We start from the raw sequence: 17,551 nt of genomic DNA, 5'->3' as shown, positions 1-17,551 counted from the left end.
GCCTGGGCCCACGCATGGTGGTGGGCCCAGGGTCCGCTGAAGCCGGCGACGGCCGCAGCCCCGCCGATCAGCATGCGCCTGCGAGCGTGCGTCATTGCTGGTACGAGGGCGTGGCGTCGTAGCTCTCGAGCTTGCAGGTCTTCTGCGCATCGGCATCGACGACCTCCTTCGGATCCACGTTCGACAGGATCTTGAAGATGTCGTCCTTCTCGGCCGGCGCCTCGTTGTAGCTCGCCATGTAGATGGTCTGCTGCACCTGGTGCGTCACCGGGTCCATCCAGGCATCGAAGTGCTGCAGCCGGTCGCGCGCGGGCATCTTGCGGCCTTCCAGCTTCTTGATCACCGCGATGTTCTGCGTGGTGCCGGCCTCTTCCACGCAGCGCAGCAGTTCGCGCGTGGCCATGTAGCTGTTGTGATAGACGTTGCCCGGCACCTTGATCGCCATGCCGGGGAACTGCTTCTGGTAGGCCGCGACGAACTCCTTCACGCCCGGCAGGTCGAGGCGGTAGTACCAGGTGGTGCCGAASACGCCGAAGATSGMTTCMGGRCCSAGMCCRTAGACRTCCGGCCAGTCCTGCTGGTTGTTGATCCAGGCCATGCTCTTCTGCAGGTTGAGCTGGATGACCTGCTGGCGCAGCGCCTTGATGTCGTCGCCGCCGATCGCGGTCGCCACCGCATTCGGCTTCAGCTGCTGCAGCTTCAGCAGGTACGACGAGAAGTCGCGGGTGTTYTGCGGCACCAGCAGCTCCTCRACGATSYKSCCGCCGTTGGCYTCSACGATCGCGCGYGTCGCCKYSGAGGTGGTGYGGCCCCACACRTAGTCGTTGGTCAGCAGCACCCAGTTCTTGCCGYTSRCCTTGATSGCGTTCTTGACGATCGCRTKSGMRAAGTTSGTGCCGTTGCCGTCCCAGACGAACTTGRYGCGGTGGCAGTCCTTGCCGGCCTCGGTCGGSSWGCTGGAGTTGGTGTTCAGGAAGATCGTGCCGTACTTCTGGGCGACCTGCGAGATCGCGTTCGCGACGCCCGAGTGCAGTGCGCCCACCAGGAAGGCCACCTCGTTGCGCGTGATCATGCGCTCCGCGATGCGCGAGCCCGAGGCCGGCGTGGTCTCGGTGTCCATGTGCAGCGCCTCGATGCGCCGGCCGAGCACGCCGCCCTTGTCGTTGAACTCCTTGATCGCCATCATCGCGCCGAGCCGCTCCTCGCCGCCGCTCGCGCCGTACTGGCCGGAGGCGTCCATCGTCAGGCCGATGACCAGCGGCTTGGCCGTGGCCGCCTGGGCCCAGACGCGGTTGTGCGCCCACGGGCCGAAGAAGGCCGCCGGCGCGGCGGCCGCCACGGCGCCCGCCTTCAGCAGGCTGCGCCTTCCGGTGTCAGGTGCGCTGACATCAGGTGCGCCGGCATCGATCGCTTGAACTTCTTTCGTCGACTTGTCCATGCTTGTCTCCAGGGTTGTTGTGGTGGGTCCGCGCCGGTTGTCGGGCGCAGAAAAAATCAGCGCGGAATGATCTGCACGTTGTTCAGCTTCTCCTGGGCCTCCAGCAGCGACGCGATGAACTTGTCGCCCAGGCCCAGGTTGCCGGCCTGCACGAAGCTCTGGTGCGCCGCCTCGGCGACGAAGCTCGTCGTCGGCAGCATCTCGGTCAGGTGGGTGTAGTAGCGCAGGTCCTTCTGCGCATTGCCGATCGCGAACTTCAGCCCGGTCAGGTCGCCCTGCAGCGTCTTGCCCAGCATCATCTGGAAGATGCCGGAGTTGACGCCGCCGGCCGAGATCACGTCGAACAGCTTCTGCAGCGACAGCCCGCTCTTCGCGGCGGTGGCCACCGCCTCGGCGATGGCCGCCGCGGTGGTCATCGCGAGCATGTTGTTGATCAGCTTSAGCACRTGGCCGTGSCCSGGCGGGCCGACGTGGAAGATGTTYTCGCAGAACGCCGCGAGCACCGGCCGCACGCGCTCGAAGTCGGCCGGCTCGGCGCCGACCATCGTGTTCAGCCGGCCCTCCTCGGCCTCCTTCGGCGTGCGGGCGAGCGGCGCATCGATGAAGGCGACGCCGCGGGCCGCGAAATCGGCGCGGATGCGCGCGGTCGAGGCCGGCTCGGCGGTCGAGGTGTCAATCACCGTCAGGCCCTTGCCGGCCGCGGCCAGCAGCCCCTGGTTGCCGTAGACGATCTCCTCGACCTGCGGCGAGCCGGTGACGCAGATGATGACCACGTCGCTGGTCTCCGCCACCGCCGCACGGCTCGGCTGCTCGGTCGCGCCGGCATCGAGCAGGTCCTGCAGGTTGGCGCGGTTGCGGTGCACCACGAAGCTCACGCCGAAGCCCTTGGCGAGCAGGTTCTTCGCCATGCCGTGGCCCATCATGCCGAGGCCGATGAAGCCCACCTTGGTCTTGCTTGCTGTCGTCATGTCGTTCTCTCCTGGTGAGTTGGTGTTCAGTGCGATGTTCAGAAATTCGTGACGAGCGATGCGGTGCCGACTTCGGCCCGCGCCTCGGTCCAGAACTCGATCAGCCGCCGGTAGCTCGCTGCCACCTGCTCGATGACGGCCGCATCGTCCAGCGTGCCGGCGAACCAGCCGTGCGCCGCCTCGGCGAACAGCGAGCGGCCGACCGCGAAGCCCTTGCACAGCGGCCGCGCGGCGGCCGTGCGGAAGCCTTCGCGCAGCGCCTGCTCGCTCGCCTCCATGCCGAGCAAGAGCACGCCGCGGCACAGCGGGTCGTTCGACGCGATCACATCCTCGATGTGGCGCCACGCCGCCTCGCTGGCGGGCGGGGGCAGCTTCCACCAGTCAGGCTGGATGCCGGCTGCATAGAACTGGCGCAGCGCGCGCGCCAGCGTCTCGTCGTCGGTGGCCATGCCGCGCGGCGGGATCACCTCCAGCAGCAGCTCGTGGCCGGTGGCGTTGCAGGCCTGGGCCAGCAGGCCGACGCTCGCGACCTGCTGCGCCGCGAGCCCGGCCTCGTCGTCGGGGTGGTGGTACACGAGGCACTTGACGACGTGCTCCTGCGGCCAGGTGCGCAGCGCCAGGCCGACGTTGCAGCCGTCCTCGAAATCCAGTGGCCGGGAGCCGGGCAGTTCGACCGGCCGTGCGACCCACAGCCCGACACCGGTCAGCGGCGGCAGGATCTGCTCGCCGAAGCGGCCATCGAGGATCACGCCGGCGTCCGGAAAGGCCTGGCCCGGGTGGCGCAGCGGGTGCGCCGCGCGCGCGGCCGCATGGCCCTGCGCCGCGGCGCGCGCAACCAGCGCCTTGAACTGCGGAATGCGCTCGCGCGGCGCGCCGTGCTTGGCGGCGATCTCCTCGAACTGCGAGCGGTGATCGAAGGCCAGCACCGCGAGGCCGGGCCATTGGCGGTGGCGGGTCGATGCGCGGTGCAGCTGCTCCAGCTTCGCGTCCTCGCGCAGCCGCGGGTGGCGCGAGCCGTGCGCGAGGAAATGGCTCAGCTCGACCCAGCTCGGCATGGCCGGCGCGCAGCCATGGCGAGACACGACGATCGCGCCGCAGGCATTCGCATAGCGCAGCGCCTGCGGCAGCGGCTCGTCGCGCACCCAGCCGCGCAGCAGCCCGGCCATGAAGGCATCGCCGGCACCCAGCACGTTGAACACCTCGACCGGGAAGCCCGGGCCGGCGACGCCGTCGTCGAGCCGCGCGGGAATCGCGCCGTCGTAGGCGACGCAGCCCATCGGCCCGCGCTTCATCACGATCAGCGCGGGCGTCAGCGCGCGGATGCGGCGCAGCGCGGTGGCGCTGTCGTCGCTGCCGCCGGCGATGTGCACCTCTTCCTCGGTGCCGACCACCAGGTCGCACAGCGGCAGGATCTCCTGCAGCTGCGCGCTGACGTGGGCCGACGCGATGTAGCGCTGCTCGCCGAGGCCGGGCGCCGTCAGGCCCCACAGCACCGGGCGGTAGTCGATGTCGAGCACGACGCGCGTGCCGGCCGCGCGCGCGGCACGCATCGCCGCGAGGCAGGCGGCCCGCGTGCCGGGGCGCGACAGGTGCGTGCCCGAGATCAGCAGCGCGCGGGCGCCGGCGATCACGGCCGGATCGACGTCGTCCTCGCACAGGCCCATGTCGGCGCAGTTGTCGCGGTAGAACACCAGCGGAAAGGTGTCGCGGTCACGCAGGCCGAGGAAGACCAGCGCGGTCAGCCGCGACGGATCGGTCTTCAGCTGCGACACGTCGACGCCCTCGGCGGCCAGTGTCTCGCGCACGAAGCGGCCGTTGTGCTCGTCGCCGACGCGGCTCAGCATCGCGCAGCGCAGCCCGAGCCGCGACGCCCCCACCGCGGTGTTGGCCGGCGAGCCGCCGAGGTACTTCGCGAAGGTCTGCACGTCCTCCAGGCGCGCGCCGAGCTGTTCGCCGTACAGGTCGACGGCGGCCCGCCCGACGCAGACCAGGTCCAGCGCGCGGGCCGCCGGCGGGGCRGAATCTCTGACACTCATGCAGCATCTCCATTCAAATGACGGGGTCGGGTGCGGGGGCGGGCCGCCATTTCGGCGAGCCGGTGCCCGGTGGTGACGACGATGGCCTGCGCCAGGCACAGCGGYGCGACGAGCGAGCGGAACACCTGGTCGGACGCGAGGCCGAGCTCGAAGCAGACGCTCGCCGAGCGCTTCAGCGGCGACAGCGCGCTGTCGGTGATCGCGATCACCGGCACGCCGGCCTGCTGCGCGGCCTCGGCGGCATCGATCACGTCGCGCGAGTAGCTGTGGAAGCTGGTGACCACCAGCACCTCGTCGCGCGCGATGTTGCGCAGCGATTCGCGCAGCATGCCGCCCAGGCCTTCGAGCAGGTAGGCCTTGAGCTCCAGCTGGCTCAGCGCATAGGCGAGGTAGCAGGCGACCGGGAACGCGCGCCGCTGCGCCAGCACGTGCACGCGGCGCGCGGCGCACAGCAGCTGCACGGCGGCCTTCACGTCGGCCGCGCGCACGCTGTCTTCGAGGTGGCCGAGTTCGCCGATCGCCTCGGCCACGTACTGGTTCAGGAAGCCGCCGCTGGCCGCGCCGTCGCCGCTGCGGCGCTGCTGGTTGATGCGCTCGCGGTAGCTGCCGGAGCGCTCGACCAGGTGGCCGCGGAACACCTGCTGCATCTGCGAGAAACCGTTGAAGCCCAGTGCATTCGCGAAGCGGATCAGCGACGACGGCTGCACCTGCGCCGCCTCGGCGATCACGGCCACCGTGCCGAGCGCGAGCTCGTTCGGGCGCTCCAGCGCGAAGCGCGCGATGCGCTGCAGCTGCGCCGGAAGCTCCGGGTAGGCGCGCGAGATCGCATCCTTCAATTCGTCGTAGCTGGAGATGGGACTCATGAGGCTGAACTGTCTAGGGGGAAGCACTGACCCGCAATAGGAACAAACATTCTTGCGCTCGGAAACTGTAGAACATATATTCCGGCGAGTCCACAGTTCATTGCCCAGCGTTCCAACATGCTCAGCACCACACGACACGCGCCGCTCGCCCCGCTACCCCTCCTGATCACGGTGGCGGTGCTCGCCAGCACGCCGCTGTGGTTGAGCCAGGTCGGGCTCTACCAGTACCTGGCGCTGGAAATCATGATCTGGATGCTGTTCGCGCTCGGACACAACCTGCTGCTCGGCTACGGCGGGCTGCCGTCGTTCGGGCACGGCGCGTACTTCGGCATCGGCGCGTATGCGTTCGGGCTGCTGCAGCTGCGCGGCGGTGCCGGGCTGGTGCTGGGCGTGCTCGGCGCGGTGCTCATCGCGGCACTGGCGGGCGCCCTGGTCGGAGCCTTCATCTCGCACCGGCGCGGCATCTACTACGCGCTGCTGACGATCGCGTTCGGGCAGCTGGCCTGGTTCATCGCCGGCAAGTGGCACACGGTGACGGGCGGCGAGGACGGGCTGCTGAACATCAGGCGGCCCGACCTGTCGCTCGGTTTCGTCGACATCTCGCTGAAGAGCAACGAGGCCTTCTTCTACTTCGCGCTGGTGGTGTTCGCGCTGGTGCTGGCGGCGCTGTGGCGGCTGGTGCATTCGCCGTTCGGCCGCATCCTGCGCGCGATCAAGCAGAACGAGATGCGCGCCGCGTTCGTCGGCCACCCGGTGTGGCTCTACAAGTGGCTGGCCTTCATCATCTCGACGGCGGTGGCCGGGCTGGCCGGTGCGCTGTTCGCGATGGCGCAGCAATCGGCCTACCCGAACGTGATGAGCCTGCACAACTCCGGCTTCGTCGTGATGATGGTGCTGATCGGCGGCGGCCTGGTGAGCTTCTGGGGGCCGGTGATCGGCGCGCTGGTGTTCATCCTGACGAGAGACCTGCTGGGCGCCTACACCGAGACCTGGCTGCTCTGGTACGGGCTGCTGTTCATCCTGGTCGTGCTGTTCCAGCCGGACGGCGTGGCCGGTGCGTGGCAATCGTGGCGCGCGCGCTGCGCGGCCCGCAAGCACACGCCGCCGCAGCCCAACGCGACGCTCGCCACTCCGAAGGAGACCTGACCCGTGGCCCTGTTCGAAGCCCATCAACTGCACAAGCGCTTCGGCGACCAGGTGGTGCTGGAAAGCATCACGCTGGCCTTCGAGGAGAAGCAGCTCACCGGGATCATGGGTCCCAACGGTGCCGGCAAGACGACCTGCTTCAACGTGCTGACCGGCCGCTATACACCCGACCGCGGCAGCGTGCGCTTTGCCGGCGAGGACATCACCGGCCTGTCGCCTCGGCAGATCGCGCGGCGCGGGCTGTCGCGCTCGTTCCAGATCATGAACCTGTTCGACGAGGAGACCACGCTCGACAACGTGCTGGTCGCGCTGCCGGCGGTGCGCGAGCAGGGCCTGTCGATGTGGCGCGACCTCGGCCGCTTCAGCCGCGGCCGTGCGCTGGCGATGGCGGTGCTCGACCGCGTCGGGCTGGCGGCCAAGGCCTCGGCGATGGCCGGCGCGCTGTCGTACGGCGAGCGGCGCGCGCTGGAGATCGGCGTCGCGCTCGCGACCGACCCGCGGTTGCTGTTCCTCGACGAGCCGACTGCCGGGCTGGGTGCCGAAGGCACCGCGCGCGTGGCCGAGCTGATCGCGCAGCTCAAACGCGAGCTGACGATCGTGATCATCGAGCACGACATGCGCTTCCTGTTCGGCCTGGCCGACAAGATCAACGTGATCCATTGGGGCCAGGTGATCGCCGAGGGCACGCCGGCGCAGCTGCGCGACAACCCGTGGGTGCAACGCTCGAACCTGGGGACCTTGTCATGAGCGCCGTCCTGAAACCGCAACCCACGCAACAGCCAGCGATCCTCGAGATCCACGGCATCGAGACCTTCTACGCCGAGACGCAGGCGCTGTTCGGCGTGTCGCTGAGCATCGCGCCGGGCGAGGTGGTGTCGCTGCTCGGGCCGAACGGCGCCGGCAAGACGACGACGCTGCGCTCGATCCTCGGGCTCACGCCGCCGAAGCGCGGCAGCGTGCGCTTCGACGGCGCCGACATCACCCATGTGCCGACGCACCGCATCGCCGGCATGGGCGTCGGCTGGGTACCGGACGACCGGCGCATCTTCCCGACGCTGACGGTGGCGCGCAACCTCGCCATCGCGCGCAAGAAGACGCGCTTCCGGGCGTGGAGCGAGAAGGAGTGCTTCGAGATCTTCTCGGCGATGGAGTACCTGATGGGCCGCGAGTGCGAGAACCTGTCGGGTGGCGAGATGCAGATGGTGGCGATCTCGCGTGCGCTGATCGGCTCGCCGGGGCTGGTGCTGTTCGACGAGCCGAGCCAGGGCCTCGCGCCGAAGGTGGTGCAGGACGTGATGGCGACCGTCACGCGGCTGAAGCGGGAGGGGGTGGCGGTGCTGCTGGTGGAGCAGAACGTCGAGAGTGCGCTGGCGGTGTCGGACCGCGCGTACGTGATGCACCAGGGCCGCATCGTGCACGAGGGCAGCGCCGCGGCGCTGCGCGGCGATGCGGCGCTGCAACGCAAGCTGCTGGGAGTCTGACGAGATGGCTGCACCGATTCTTCATGTCGATGGCCTGCGCAAGCAGTACCGGCGCGGTTGGCCGAACCGGCAGACGACGTTCTCGCTGGAGGCCGACTTCCAGGTCGACGGCCCCGGCATCATCGGCGTGATGGGCGCCAACGGCGCCGGCAAGACGACGATGTTCGAGCTGATCACCGGCGGCAACGCGCCGAGCGGCGGGCGGGTGATGGTGGCGGGGCAGGACATCCACAAGGTGCGGTATCGCGAGCGCGACCGTCTGGCCTTGCACTACCACCAGTCGTACCAGGTGCGCTCGTTCAAGCGCGACCGGCCGAACTTCATGCTGGAGCATGCGGGCGCGGAGCGGGCGGTGGTGCACCTGTTCGACGAGCCGCAGTTCAACACGCAGGACGGCTACATCGGCTTCATGCTGGAGTTCTTCCGCAAGCTGCGCAGCCAGGGCAAGCTGGTGTTCCTGTGCCTGCACCCGAACGAGCCGGTGCACATGGAGATCCTGGCCGACATCTGCGAGCGCTACATCTTCGTGCACAAGGACGAGAGCCGGGTCAGCCGGCTGATGCATGCGACGACGATGGGGGAGTTGTGCATGCAGGCGAGCGTGCGGAACTACCTCGGGAGGCTGGCGCCGGTTTCTGCCTGATGGGCGTTGGTGCGGAAGGCGCGTGTGGGGAGGCTGTGGCGCGCCGTCGGGTGCGGTCATCACCCCTGGCGGGGCGCTGACTGCCCTGCGCTGACTGGTTTCAAGGCCCGTCGTCGAAACTCCCKCCACTCACTTCGTTCGTTGTGGTCAAACAGTSGRCGACAGTCAGTTCACGATCGCGCTTCGCGCGGGGCCATGAAACCAGCCAGCTCCGGCGCCCCCTCCTTATTGGCGCWCCACAGCCTCCCCRCACSCGCCTTCTGCCACCACCCTGCTCCTTCGGATTTGACAAGCGAACAAGTGAGGGTGGATGGCCGGGTCACGCTCGGGCAGCCACCCTCTGCATCAGCTTCACCAACTCCTCAGGCTGCGGCATGTCCTCGGTGCGATAGACCAACCGCGCCTGCCGGTCGAACACGAAGGCCTGCGCGGTGTGGCGATCGGTGCCGGGCGCGCGGCCGCGCAGGAAGTCGAGCAGCAGGTCGACATCCTTCAGCTTCGGCAGCGCCGCCGCCCAGCGCGGCGATTGCGCACCGAACTTCGCGAGCCAGGCCCGCATCGCCGGCAGGTCGTCGCCGAGCGGGTCGATCGACAGCGACAGCAGCCGCAGCCCGGCGTTCTCCTTCGCGAGCCGCGCCTGCGCATCGGCGAACACCGCGCCCTGGATCGGGCAGGTTGCGCTGCAGCCGGTGAACATCAGCTGCACGGCCGTGACCTGTCCGGTGAGCAGCGAGGGCAGCGCCACCGATCTGCCGGCCATGTCCTGCAGAGACAGCGCCGGCGCAGGCAGCGCCGGCTGCACCGGGCCGAAGACGCTGTGGGCCCGCGCCTCGTGCAACAGCAGCGCGCAGGCAGCCGCACCGACAAGCCACTCTCGCCGCGTCGTCATCGCGTCTCTCCTCCATCGATCAGGTAAGCCCACAGCGCCTTGCACTGCGCATCGTCGATCGCATAGCGCGGCATCTGCCGCGGGATCAGCATGATGGCCGGGTCGATGCCGCTGCGCAGCAATCGGCAGAACGCCGCCTCGTCGTAGCGCGACGGTGGGCCGCCCCGCCGCGCGATCGGGCCCAGCAGCCGCTCGCGCGTCAGCAGCGGCGCGAACGAGGCGGCGCCTGAGGCGGCTTGCGCCGCACTGTCGCGCGAATGGCAGTTGGTGCAGCGCGTCGCGATCGGCGGCAGTGGCTGGGCATGGCCGCTGATCGTGCCGGAGAGCGCGACCTCGCCGCGATACAGCTGGCGGCCGAGGTGGGTGACGGGATCGGCGAACGCGACGACCGCACACAGGGCCAAGACGCCGCCCAGCCACCAGGACTTCGACAGGCTCAGTCCGAACGGTTCGTGTGCGTTCGCCACCGTCCCCTACCGCACCACCACGCTGTACATGCTGTTCCCTCCGGACCCCACCGGCCCCAGGTTCACCGTCCCGGCCGGGAAGCTCTTCGTCCACACGCTGAAACTGCGTGCCGTGCCCGCCTCGTCGGTCGTCATCTTCAGCCCGGTGTTCGACCAGCCCGCCATCCACGAGAACGCGCCGGTGAAGCGGTCGTCGACCGTCACATACACATCCGCCGGCTGGTTCAGCGTGAAGCTCGCCGTCGGGTTGCCCGTGAAGGTCTTCGAATCGTTCGCGGTGCGCAACCAGGGGGAACCCGACAGCACCGCCGGCAACCCGGTGATCGTGAAGGTGCGATCGCCGAACTGCAGCCCGGCCGCCTGCAGGTTGGCCTGCACCGACCAGTCCGCCGCGTTCGCCGTGTCCAGCACCGACAGGCCACCGATCGTCGCCGCGCTGATCGCATCGTTGCTGTCGTCCAGCTGCTGCAGGTAGGCCACCAGCTGCGTGCGCTGCGCCGCCGTCAGGCTGCCCGCCGCGCCGTGCTGGTTGGCCGCGTTGGCGGTCGTCAGCACGTCCAGCAGCGTGGCCGCCGAGCCGTCGTGCAGGTACGGCCCTGTCGCCCACGCGCCCTTCAGCGTCGGCGTGTCCAGCCCGGTCAGCGTCTGGCCGAGCCGCTTGCCCGACGACGCCTTGATCGTGCCGACGTTGCGCAGCACGCCGCCGGCACTGTCGGTCACGTCGGTGCCGCCGTGGCAGGCGAGGCAGCCGCCCGCGCCGCGGAACAGCACCTGGCCGGCCAGCGCATCGGCGGTCAGCGTGCCGTTCGCGTTGCGGTACGGGCTCGCATCGCTCGCCTTCAGCGACGCGACGTATGCCGCCAGCGCATCCAGATCGGCGCTGACGCCCGTCTTGCGATCGCCCAGCGGCTGCGAGCGCGTGCCGGTGTTGAACTGCGCATCGCTCATCAGCCCGGTGCCGAGCGCGAAGTTGCGGATCTGGCCCTCGAAGTCCTGGATCTCGTCGAAGTTGCCGGTCCAGTGCTGGTTGCCCTGCGCACCGGCATGCCCGCGCAGCGAGATCGTGTTGCGCAAGCCCTCGCCGAGCCCGGTGAAGTCCCAGGTGCGGCCGTCCTGCCCGCCGTCGTTGTGGCACGACGCGCAGCTCATGTAGGCATCGCGCGCCAGCCGCGTGTCGGCCGCGTCGTAGAACAGCCTCTTGCCGGTCAGCACATTGGCCGCGAGCTTCTCGGTGCCGACCGCCCCGGYGTTCGCGAGCAGCGGCAGGTTCAGCTCGCCGAAGTTCACGAGCCGCGTCAGGTCGTACACGCCGAGCGTGCGGTCCATGAAGTTGTTGACGTACAGCTTCAGCCCGTCGGCCGACACCGCCACCGCCTGCGGCGCACGCCCCACCGGGAAGCGGTAGATCTCGGCCTTCGCGACCGGGTCCACCACCGCCACCTCGCGGCTCGTCTCGAGCGCGACGAACAGGAACGCCCCGGTCGGGTGGAACACCGCGCCGCTGCTGACGCCGGAGTTGTCGTGGTCGATGCGCGCCGCGTAGTCCTCGGCCCAGCCCACCAGGTCGATGCGCGAGCTGATCGCGCGCACCGTGTTCTGGAAGTCCAGGTTGCTGCCGTCGCGCAGCGTGCCGCGCAACAGGTTGTCCTGCTTGGACGGCACCCAGGCGCTCTGGCCGTCCGGCGAGATCACCGCCGGCGCCAGGTAGTTCGGGATGCCGCGGCCCTGCAGCAGGCTGTCGGGCTTGTCGCTGTGCTGCAGCACCACGGTGCGCTCCACCGCCAGCGCGGCCGTCACGACGACCACCTCGCCGCCCTTCTTCACGCCGCCGACGGCCGTCTGCASGCTGGCCGTGCCCTCGCCCGGCAACGCCGGCGAGACGAAGCGCGACACCAGCACGAGGTCGCTCGCCGCCGTCACCGACACATGCCGCGGGTTCGCGCCCACCGCCACGCTGCCGAGCGTCGCACCGGTCGAGGCATTGAGCTTCAGCAACTGGCCGCTGCCCTCGAGCGCGACGTAGGCCGCGCTGCCGTCCGGCGCGARGGCGAGGCCGAACGGTTGCGAGGCGCGCGGCAGCGCCACCGTCTGCGCGACGGCCAGCGTGCCGGCATTGACGATGCTGATCGTCGCATCGCCCTTGTTGACGACCCACATGCGGCCGTCGGGCGCGCGTGCCACGCTGCGCGGCCGCGTGCCGACCGCGATCTCCGCGACCCGCGCATTCGTGCTGCCGTTGAAGACGCTGACGCTGTCGTTGTCCTGGTTCACCAGCCACACACGCGGCGTCGTCGCGGGCTCCAGCGCGATCGCCGACGACGAGGTCGGGCGCGCCGCGGTGGCCGCCGCATACACGGCCTGCCTGAAGGTGCGCGAGGTGACGACGTTGTTCGCGTCGATCGCCTCCACCGTCACGCTGTACAGGCCCGGCGCCGCGTAGGTGTGGGCGATCGACGTGGCGGTGGAATACGCCGTCTGCGCYGTGCCGTCGCCGAAGGTCCAGCGGTAGCGCGTGCCGGTGCCGCCGTTCGACGCGACGTTGAAGGTCACACTGCTGCCAGAGACCACCGGAGCCACCGCGACCGGGTCGATCACGAAGGCCGCCGCGCTGACGTTCCAGCTGAAGGCTGCACTCGCGGTGCCACCGTGCCCGTCGTTGACGCCGACCGTCACCGCGAAGTTGCCGACGGTGCTCACCGTGCCGCTGATGAGCCCGCTGGTCGCGTTGATCGACAGTCCGTTCGGCAGGCCGGTGGCCGAGTAGGTCAACGCATCGCCATCCGGATCGCCGGCGCTGACGCCGAACGACACCGCCTGGCCGACCAGGTTGTTGCGGTTGGCGATCGGCGCGATGGCCGGTGCGCGGTCGACCGTCACCGTCTTCTCCGAACTGCGGTCCGGGAAGTCGTTGAAGTTGCCGCTCTTCAGCAGCGACCAGTTGACGCCGTCGTTGCCGATGTAGAAGTTCCAGCCGGCGATGATGCCGTTCAACCCGCCCGCCGCCGGGCGCGGCAGGTACTTGAAGCCGCCGATGCCGCGCGCCGTGCCGAGGTTGACGATGAAGCGGTGCGGCAGCGGCGCGTTGCCGCCGGTGTACTTGGTGTGCCAGAAGGTTGCTGCATCGCCATCGATCGCGGCGGCGCCCGAATTCTGGCCGCTCGCCGCCTCCTGGCTGTCGACCTGCACCGCCCAGCCGGTGCGCGGGATCACCGCGCCGGCGCGATCGAGCAGGTTGAACTCGGCCATCGAGGTCCAGGCGTTGCCGCCCTGCTCCGACACCGCCTCCAGCATCACGTACTGCACCGTCGCGCCGAGCACCGGCGTGACGTTCCACGCCAGCATCGTGCTGCTGGCCGCCACGTCGTTGCGCGTGCTCACCGTGACCACGTACTGGCCCACCGTGGTCGGCGTGCCGGTGATGGCGCCGCTGCTCGCATTGATCGCGAGGCCCGGCGGCAGGCCGGTCGCCGACCAGGTCAGCGTGCCGGTCGGCGTGGTGGCGGCCAGCGCCAGGTTCACCGCGCTGCCGCTGATGCTGCTCTGCGTGCCGGGGTTCACGAGCTTCGGCGCGGCATCGCCGCCGATGCGGATCATCTTCGACACCGACGGCGTGCCGGCCGCGTTCATCGCGAACAGCATGTAGTAGCCGGGCAGCAGCACGCCGGGGTTCGACGGCAGCGCCAGCGAATACGCATTGCTGCCGGTGGTGGTGAACTGCAGCGGGATGCGGCGCTGGTCGTTGTTGACGGTGTGCGTGGTCGAGCCGACGCGCACCAGCGAGAACTGCGCGACCGCGGCATTCGTCGTCACCGCGATGTTCGTGCCCTGCGTCGCGCTGGCCGGCGCGGTGCTGATCACCGGGCGCGTCGCGGCCGTGCCGTCGTCGTTCAGCAGGTAGTGCGGCGTCAGGATCTGCGCGTTCGCATGGTTGGTCGAGCAGCTGCCGCACAGGCCGCTGCCGGCCGTCAGCACGCGGGCGTCGGGCAGCAGCAGCGCGATGCTGTGGTAATTGCGCGGCACGCCGATCGGCGGCAGCGGCACGAAGGTCTCGGTGGCCGGATCCCACAGCTCGGGCACCAGGGCCGAGTTGTCATCGGACCACGGGCGGCCGAAGCTGTGGCCGCCGATCACCAGCACCTGCCCGTTCGGCAGCACGACGCCGTTGCTGAAGATGCGCGAGTACGCCATCGGCGCGACCTTGCGCACCGAGACGCCGGCGTTCACGTCGATCACGTAGGCGCGGTTGTTGGCGTTCTGCCCTTCGTAGGCCGGCGCACCGCCGACCTTCAGGATCTTGCCGATGTCGTACATCACCGCGTTGCCGCTCTGGCTGTACGCATCGTCGCCGCGCGTGCCGGCCGGCGTGATGCTGCCGCTGCCCTGGGTGTCGATCCAGTTCATGTTCGCGGCCGGCCCGGCATGCAGCACCTTGCCGTTCGGCGCCGGGAACAGCCACATGTGGTTGTCGGCGCGGAACGCGAAATCGGGGTCGTTGCCGAGCGCCGCATCGACCGGCACGCCGGTCAGGCGCGCCCAGCCGCCGGCGGCCGTCCAGCGCTCGCCGTGCTTGTTGCCGCGCCCGCCGCTCCACGAGCCGCCGAGCGTGAAGACCGAGCCGTCGGCGAGGATGGTGTTGGCGTTGTAGCCGCGCGGGATCGTCATCGTCGCGCCGGTGCTCCAGGCGTTGGCGACCGGGTCGTAGACCGTCGTCTTGGCGCTGTCCTTGCCGCCGTTGACGAGGATGCGGCCGTCCGGCAGGTTGGTGGTGCCGGTGCAGAACATGTCGTGGCCGGTCTGCGTGATCAGCGTCTCGCTCGCGGTCTGCGTGGCCGGGTCGAACAGCGTGGTGTAGGTCTGGCCGCTCGGCGCGCCGTCGGTGAAGCGGTCGGACGAGGCCCACAGCATCACCTTGCCGTTCGGCAGCAGCGCGGCCGACGGCGTCACCATCGACAGCGGGATCAGCGGGGTCCATTGGCCGGCGCCGGGCGCGGCCACGGCGGCGGCCCGCTCGGTGGGCGACGCACCTGCGTCAGCCGGGGGTGGGGTCGGCGCGGTATCACCGCCGCCGCCGCCGCACGCTGCCAGCAGCAGCGCACCAGCCAGCACGGCACCACGCGGCACCGGGACGCGGAAGAATCGGGTCATGCTTGTCTCCTGCCTGGTGCATGCGGCGGCCCGGAGGCTCGCGCTGCGCCATGTCGTTGATCGGGGAAGGTCTGCCGTAAACGTATGTTCTATTTTTTAGTCAACTAGAACATTCGCTCTTTTTACAGGGGTGCCGACGCGCTGTCAACACGGGCAGGTACTCAGAGCGACGGGATCAGCGACTCAGCCTAGATGGGCACCACGCGGTACCGTCGCATGATCGACTGAGCCTCTGTCGACGTCATGGGGTCGACACTTCGTGCGTTCGAAACGGTCAGGCCCTTGGCAGAAATGGCTCGCTCGAACAGTGCCACGCAGAACTGGCCCGACTTGAAGCGCGACCGATACCGAAGGCCATCGACTCGAGGGTTGGCATGCGCATGCAACAGCACCGACCACTCCCATGTCCGCAGGTAGGRGTCCTCCATGACGTTCGATGCGCAATCACCGAGGTCGATGAGGGGCTCATCGGCAAACTGGGCCAGCACGAGCGGATCCCTGGAAGAGATCTCACAGGCCCATCGGGCGGTCATCTTCGCCTTGGGAATCTGGATGTCCGTTCCTGCGGGGCGGACCATGTTCTGGCGCACGACCGTCTCCATCCAGCACGTCGGCAGGTCGTAGCCGAGGTAGAGAACCCCAAACTGATCGGAAGGCGGCAGCGCAGCAGGACAGTCATAGCGATTGCCCCCCGCCACACTCGGCTTCATCGGGTTCTGTCCAAACCAATAGACCCGATGGAAAGTCTCCCTGGTGGCCGTCTCGACGGCAAGAACGAAGGCCGGATCAAGCACCGGGAAGGGACCGCTCATGTCTCTTGACCTTCGGTGAGTTCTCTTTCCAACGCTCGCCTGACGGGCTCCAACAAGGAAGAACCAGCGGACAGATTCAGGTAGGCGATGAGCTCATCCTTGGCAAGAACCTTGGCCCGAGGCAGGTTTTCGTTGGACATCAGGCACTCGAAAGGCCGAAGTCCGTTCAAGCTGCCGTTTGGCGTGGACATGAAGTGGTAGATGTGCCATTCGTCCGCGGACCGAGCCTGCGCGAGAAGCGCAGCCGTTGTCGCACCAGTGACCTTGGGGTCGAGTGCCCATGCGGGGATGCGGTGCCCTCCGTCACCCGGCGTCCGCAAAGCAAACAACTTCTGCTCTTTGACTCGCTTGCGCACAGCGTGCTCTCCAATGCCCAGAAGATCGCTGGCTTGCGAAGTCGACTTGAATTCCTTGGACTTCAGCAGCGCCGTCCTGCTCTTCAGCCCTCGTTCCAGAAGCTGTTGCCAGCCTTCGATGACGGGCACTTCTCGGGTTCCCCCATCTGCCTTGTCGGCCAGAGTCTCGGCGACCTGCCGGATGAACTGCCCCGCGGACAGTTCTCCAACCTGTTGCTGCTGGACCTCCTTCAGAGACTCGAGGGTCTTTTCAAACACGGAGCGCGCAAGACCTGGACTCAGTGGGTGGACGGAGTCGAACTGCTGAACGTCTGGGGTATTCGCGAGCTCAGCGTCCAGGATGCTCCAGGTCGAAAGATCAATGACCAGCGGCACGGAGACACTTCCAGTCCCGCTCTTTGCGGTGCGGGAGGACTTGGCAGATTTCGCCTGCTTGCGGGATGAAATGGGGGCCATGGCAACTTTTCGGGCCGGGGAGTGTTCCTGGTCTCGTCAGTCTCTCAGGTTACGCCAGTTACGTCCATTGCAATCTCCAGGCGGTCGACTCAATCGGGCGCGACAGGCGGCACCGTCAGCGCTGCGCGGCGGCGCTGCAGAGCCCACGCGACGATCAGCACCAGCCCCCAGGCCGCTACGTAGGACAGTCCGGCCCCAAGCACCGGCAGCGCCAGAGCCAGCACCATGAAGAACGCGCCGAAGCCGATCAGGCCGCGCACGAAGCCGGCCAGCAGTTCGATCGTCGCGTCGGCACCATGCCGCACCCGCGTGAAGCACGGCAGCACGTTGCCGGTGATCGGCAGCGCGAGCAGCAGCCCGCTGATCGCTGCCGGGAACACCGGCGCGCCGCCCATGATCGCCGCGGCCAGCGCGGCGGCCGCTGCAACTCGCAGCACCAGTTCGACCGAAGGGATGTGCAGCACCGTGCGCTCGCGGCGGTGCGCCGGCATCAGCCTCGACCCGGCCCACGGCGCGAACGCTGCCAGCACGCAGGCCGCCGCGAGAGGCAGCGCGATCCAGACCAGCAACCCGCCGACCGCGAGGAACACCGCATTCGCCGCCAGCAGCGACACCCACCACGGCCAGCGCCGCACCGCGTGCGCGAAGGCCACCATGTGCGACACCATCGCCGGRTACGCGACGATCGTCGCCACCGCGATCGCATGCGCCTGCGACAGCGGCGCCTGCAGCAGCACGAAGCCCATGATCGGCCCGGCAATCATCGGCAGGCCCGACAAGGTGCCCGCAACGCCATGGCCGAAGCGCTTCGCGGCGAAGCTGGCGGCCAGCACGACGGCGCACACCAGCAC

14 protein-coding genes are annotated in these 17,551 nt (G+C 68.9%); 4 read left to right on the top strand and 10 right to left on the bottom strand.

The window, feature by feature from the left end; translation table 11 throughout:
• Positions 1 to 91: 91 nt before the first annotated feature.
• The 4 genes from AC1D12_RS06615 to AC1D12_RS06600 are packed head-to-tail and all read right to left on the bottom strand — an operon-like array spanning position 92 to position 5,305.
• Complete coding sequence (locus tag AC1D12_RS06615; RefSeq protein ID WP_477839483.1) at positions 92 to 1,438, bottom strand: ABC transporter substrate-binding protein; 1,347 nt, start codon at positions 1,436 to 1,438, stop codon at positions 92 to 94.
• 56 nt (positions 1,439 to 1,494) lie between these two features.
• Positions 1,495 to 2,436 carry an NAD(P)-dependent oxidoreductase gene (locus AC1D12_RS06610; protein ID WP_465113452.1) on the bottom strand — a complete coding sequence of 314 codons (942 nt, stop codon included), beginning with the start codon at positions 2,434 to 2,436 and terminating at the stop codon, positions 1,495 to 1,497.
• Between the two features lie 8 nt (positions 2,437 to 2,444).
• Positions 2,445 to 4,442, bottom strand: coding sequence for a bifunctional 5-dehydro-2-deoxygluconokinase/5-dehydro-2-deoxyphosphogluconate aldolase (locus tag AC1D12_RS06605; protein ID WP_477839481.1), 1,998 nt, complete (start codon positions 4,440 to 4,442; stop codon positions 2,445 to 2,447).
• Positions 4,439 to 5,305 carry a MurR/RpiR family transcriptional regulator gene (locus AC1D12_RS06600; protein WP_477839479.1) on the bottom strand — a complete coding sequence of 289 codons (867 nt, stop codon included), beginning with the start codon at positions 5,303 to 5,305 and terminating at the stop codon, positions 4,439 to 4,441. Before AC1D12_RS06600 ends, AC1D12_RS06605 begins: the two co-directional genes overlap by 4 nt.
• Before the next feature lie 117 nt (positions 5,306 to 5,422).
• Between AC1D12_RS06600 and AC1D12_RS06595 the strand changes: the two genes are divergently transcribed.
• The 4 genes from AC1D12_RS06595 to AC1D12_RS06580 are packed head-to-tail and all read left to right on the top strand — an operon-like array spanning position 5,423 to position 8,575.
• Positions 5,423 to 6,451, top strand: a complete 1,029-nt coding sequence (locus AC1D12_RS06595; protein ID WP_465113362.1) for a branched-chain amino acid ABC transporter permease — start codon at positions 5,423 to 5,425, stop codon at positions 6,449 to 6,451.
• 3 nt (positions 6,452 to 6,454) lie between these two features.
• On the top strand, positions 6,455 to 7,198 hold the full coding sequence (locus tag AC1D12_RS06590) for an ABC transporter ATP-binding protein (RefSeq protein ID WP_047506165.1): 744 nt from the start codon (positions 6,455 to 6,457) through the stop codon (positions 7,196 to 7,198).
• Entirely contained in the window at positions 7,195 to 7,932 is a 738-nt protein-coding gene (locus AC1D12_RS06585) for an ABC transporter ATP-binding protein (RefSeq protein WP_052211912.1), read from the top strand. Before AC1D12_RS06590 ends, AC1D12_RS06585 begins: the two co-directional genes overlap by 4 nt.
• A 4-nt stretch (positions 7,933 to 7,936) precedes the next feature.
• Positions 7,937 to 8,575 (top strand): ATP-binding cassette domain-containing protein, encoded by a 639-nt coding sequence (locus AC1D12_RS06580; protein ID WP_477839476.1) that lies wholly within the window; start codon positions 7,937 to 7,939, stop codon positions 8,573 to 8,575.
• A gap of 319 nt (positions 8,576 to 8,894) precedes the next feature.
• On the opposite strand, the gene AC1D12_RS06575 is transcribed toward AC1D12_RS06580, so the two are convergent.
• The 6 genes from AC1D12_RS06575 to AC1D12_RS06550 form a co-directional block, all read right to left on the bottom strand.
• The gene (locus tag AC1D12_RS06575) at positions 8,895 to 9,464 is read right to left on the bottom strand and encodes an SCO family protein (protein ID WP_477826675.1); all 570 of its coding nucleotides are present in this window, start codon (positions 9,462 to 9,464) and stop codon (positions 8,895 to 8,897) included.
• On the bottom strand, positions 9,461 to 9,868 hold the full coding sequence (locus tag AC1D12_RS06570; protein WP_477839474.1) for a hypothetical protein: 408 nt from the start codon (positions 9,866 to 9,868) through the stop codon (positions 9,461 to 9,463). The genes AC1D12_RS06575 and AC1D12_RS06570 overlap by 4 nt, the downstream gene beginning before the upstream one ends.
• Before the next feature lie 69 nt (positions 9,869 to 9,937).
• A complete protein-coding gene (locus tag AC1D12_RS06565) occupies positions 9,938 to 15,076 on the bottom strand; it encodes a putative Ig domain-containing protein (protein ID WP_477839472.1) in 5,139 nt (1,712 codons plus the stop codon).
• Positions 15,077 to 15,264: 188 nt separating this feature from the next.
• Positions 15,265 to 15,888, bottom strand: a complete 624-nt coding sequence (locus tag AC1D12_RS06560; RefSeq protein WP_477839470.1) for an RES family NAD+ phosphorylase — start codon at positions 15,886 to 15,888, stop codon at positions 15,265 to 15,267.
• On the bottom strand, positions 15,885 to 16,700 hold the full coding sequence (locus AC1D12_RS06555; protein ID WP_477839468.1) for a MerR family transcriptional regulator: 816 nt from the start codon (positions 16,698 to 16,700) through the stop codon (positions 15,885 to 15,887). Before AC1D12_RS06555 ends, AC1D12_RS06560 begins: the two co-directional genes overlap by 4 nt.
• 89 nt (positions 16,701 to 16,789) lie before the next feature.
• Positions 16,790 to 17,551 (bottom strand): hypothetical protein (locus tag AC1D12_RS06550; protein ID WP_477839466.1); only part of this gene is annotated, 762 nt, incomplete at its 5' end.

Source organism: Rhizobacter sp. P1_G5 (assembly GCF_056405435.1).
This window is presented reverse-complemented; position numbering and strand designations above follow the sequence as displayed.

Excerpts from the sequence above, each read along its gene's own strand:
- AC1D12_RS06595 (WP_465113362.1), top strand. The coding sequence starts at position 5,423 with ATGCTCAGCACCACACGACACGCGCCGCTCGCCCCGCTACCCCTCCTG.
- AC1D12_RS06580 (WP_477839476.1), top strand. The coding sequence starts at position 7,937 with ATGGCTGCACCGATTCTTCATGTCGATGGCCTGCGCAAGCAGTACCGG.
- AC1D12_RS06575 (WP_477826675.1), bottom strand. The coding sequence starts at position 9,464 with ATGACGACGCGGCGAGAGTGGCTTGTCGGTGCGGCTGCCTGCGCGCTG.
- AC1D12_RS06555 (WP_477839468.1), bottom strand. The coding sequence starts at position 16,700 with ATGGCCCCCATTTCATCCCGCAAGCAGGCGAAATCTGCCAAGTCCTCC.
- AC1D12_RS06585 (WP_052211912.1), top strand. The coding sequence starts at position 7,195 with ATGAGCGCCGTCCTGAAACCGCAACCCACGCAACAGCCAGCGATCCTC.